This is a genomic window from Chromohalobacter sp. 296-RDG, from assembly GCF_029889885.1.
In the GTDB taxonomy this organism is placed as follows: Bacteria; Pseudomonadota; Gammaproteobacteria; order Pseudomonadales; family Halomonadaceae; genus Chromohalobacter.
In genome coordinates this window covers 1-993 of record NZ_JARANY010000241.1, presented here as the reverse complement: position 1 = coordinate 993, position 993 = coordinate 1, and the positions used below count along the sequence as shown (strand labels likewise).

Genomic DNA, 993 nt, shown 5'->3' with positions numbered 1-993 from the left:
GCCTACCACGGCGATACCGCCGGCTGCATGGCGGTATGCGATCCCGAGGAAGGCATGCATTCGCTGTTCGCGGGCTTCCTGCCGCAGCATTACTTCGCTCCGGCGCCCACGTCCGGCTTCGAGGCCGGCGAGGATGAGGTTCAAGCCGACCTCGACGCCCTGCGCGGCGTGCTGGAGGCCCATCATGAGGAAATAGGCGCCCTGCTGATGGAGCCGCTGCTGCAAGCGGCCGGCGGGCTCAACATGACCTCGCCTCACTATTTGCGTGGCGCCCGCGCGCTGTGCGACGAATTCGATGTGCTGCTGATCTTCGACGAGGTGGCCACCGGCTTCGGCCGCACCGGCAAGATGTTCGCCGCCGACCACGCCGACGTGACGCCGGACATCATGGTGCTCTCCAAAGGACTCACCGGCGGCTACCTGGGCCACGCCGCGACGCTTGCCACCGATCATGTGCACGCCGCCTTCATCGGCGACAGCGAACTGCACGCCTTCATGCACGGCCCCACTTTCATGGGCAATCCGCTGGCCTGTCGCGTCGCGCTGGAGAGCCTGGCAGTGTTCGAGGAGGACGACTACCTGGGCCGTATTCAGGCGCTGAACGACGTGCTGCGCGAGGAGCTGCTCGACGATGCGGAGCTGCGCGCGCACCCGGACGTGGCCGACGTGCGCGTACTGGGCGCCACCGCGGTGATCGAAGTCTACGATACCGAAATCCTCGAGGGCGTGGCCGGGTTCGCCCGACGCCAGGGCGTATGGCTACGTCCCTTCGGCCATTGGCTGTACACCATGCCGGCCTACATCACTTCTAGTAACGACTTGCGCCGCATCACCGATGTCATGAAGCATTGGTTTAACGCACGTCACGTCCCCTCGACCTCGCAGTGAAGTCGTGGCTCACTCCATGAAGACGCGGATTACGTCTTGGCCCATCGGCAATGTTAACCTATCGAGCTCATGTGCCCTTTCATTCATCGGCACCGCGCATTCCGC

1 protein-coding gene is annotated in these 993 nt (G+C 64.5%); it reads left to right on the top strand.

The genetic code is table 11. The annotated features are described in order from the left end of the window. A partial coding sequence (locus OP495_RS18225) for an aminotransferase class III-fold pyridoxal phosphate-dependent enzyme (protein ID WP_280571186.1) occupies nt 1-888 on the top strand: 888 nt, incomplete at its 5' end. Nucleotides 889-993: the final 105 nt, after the last annotated feature.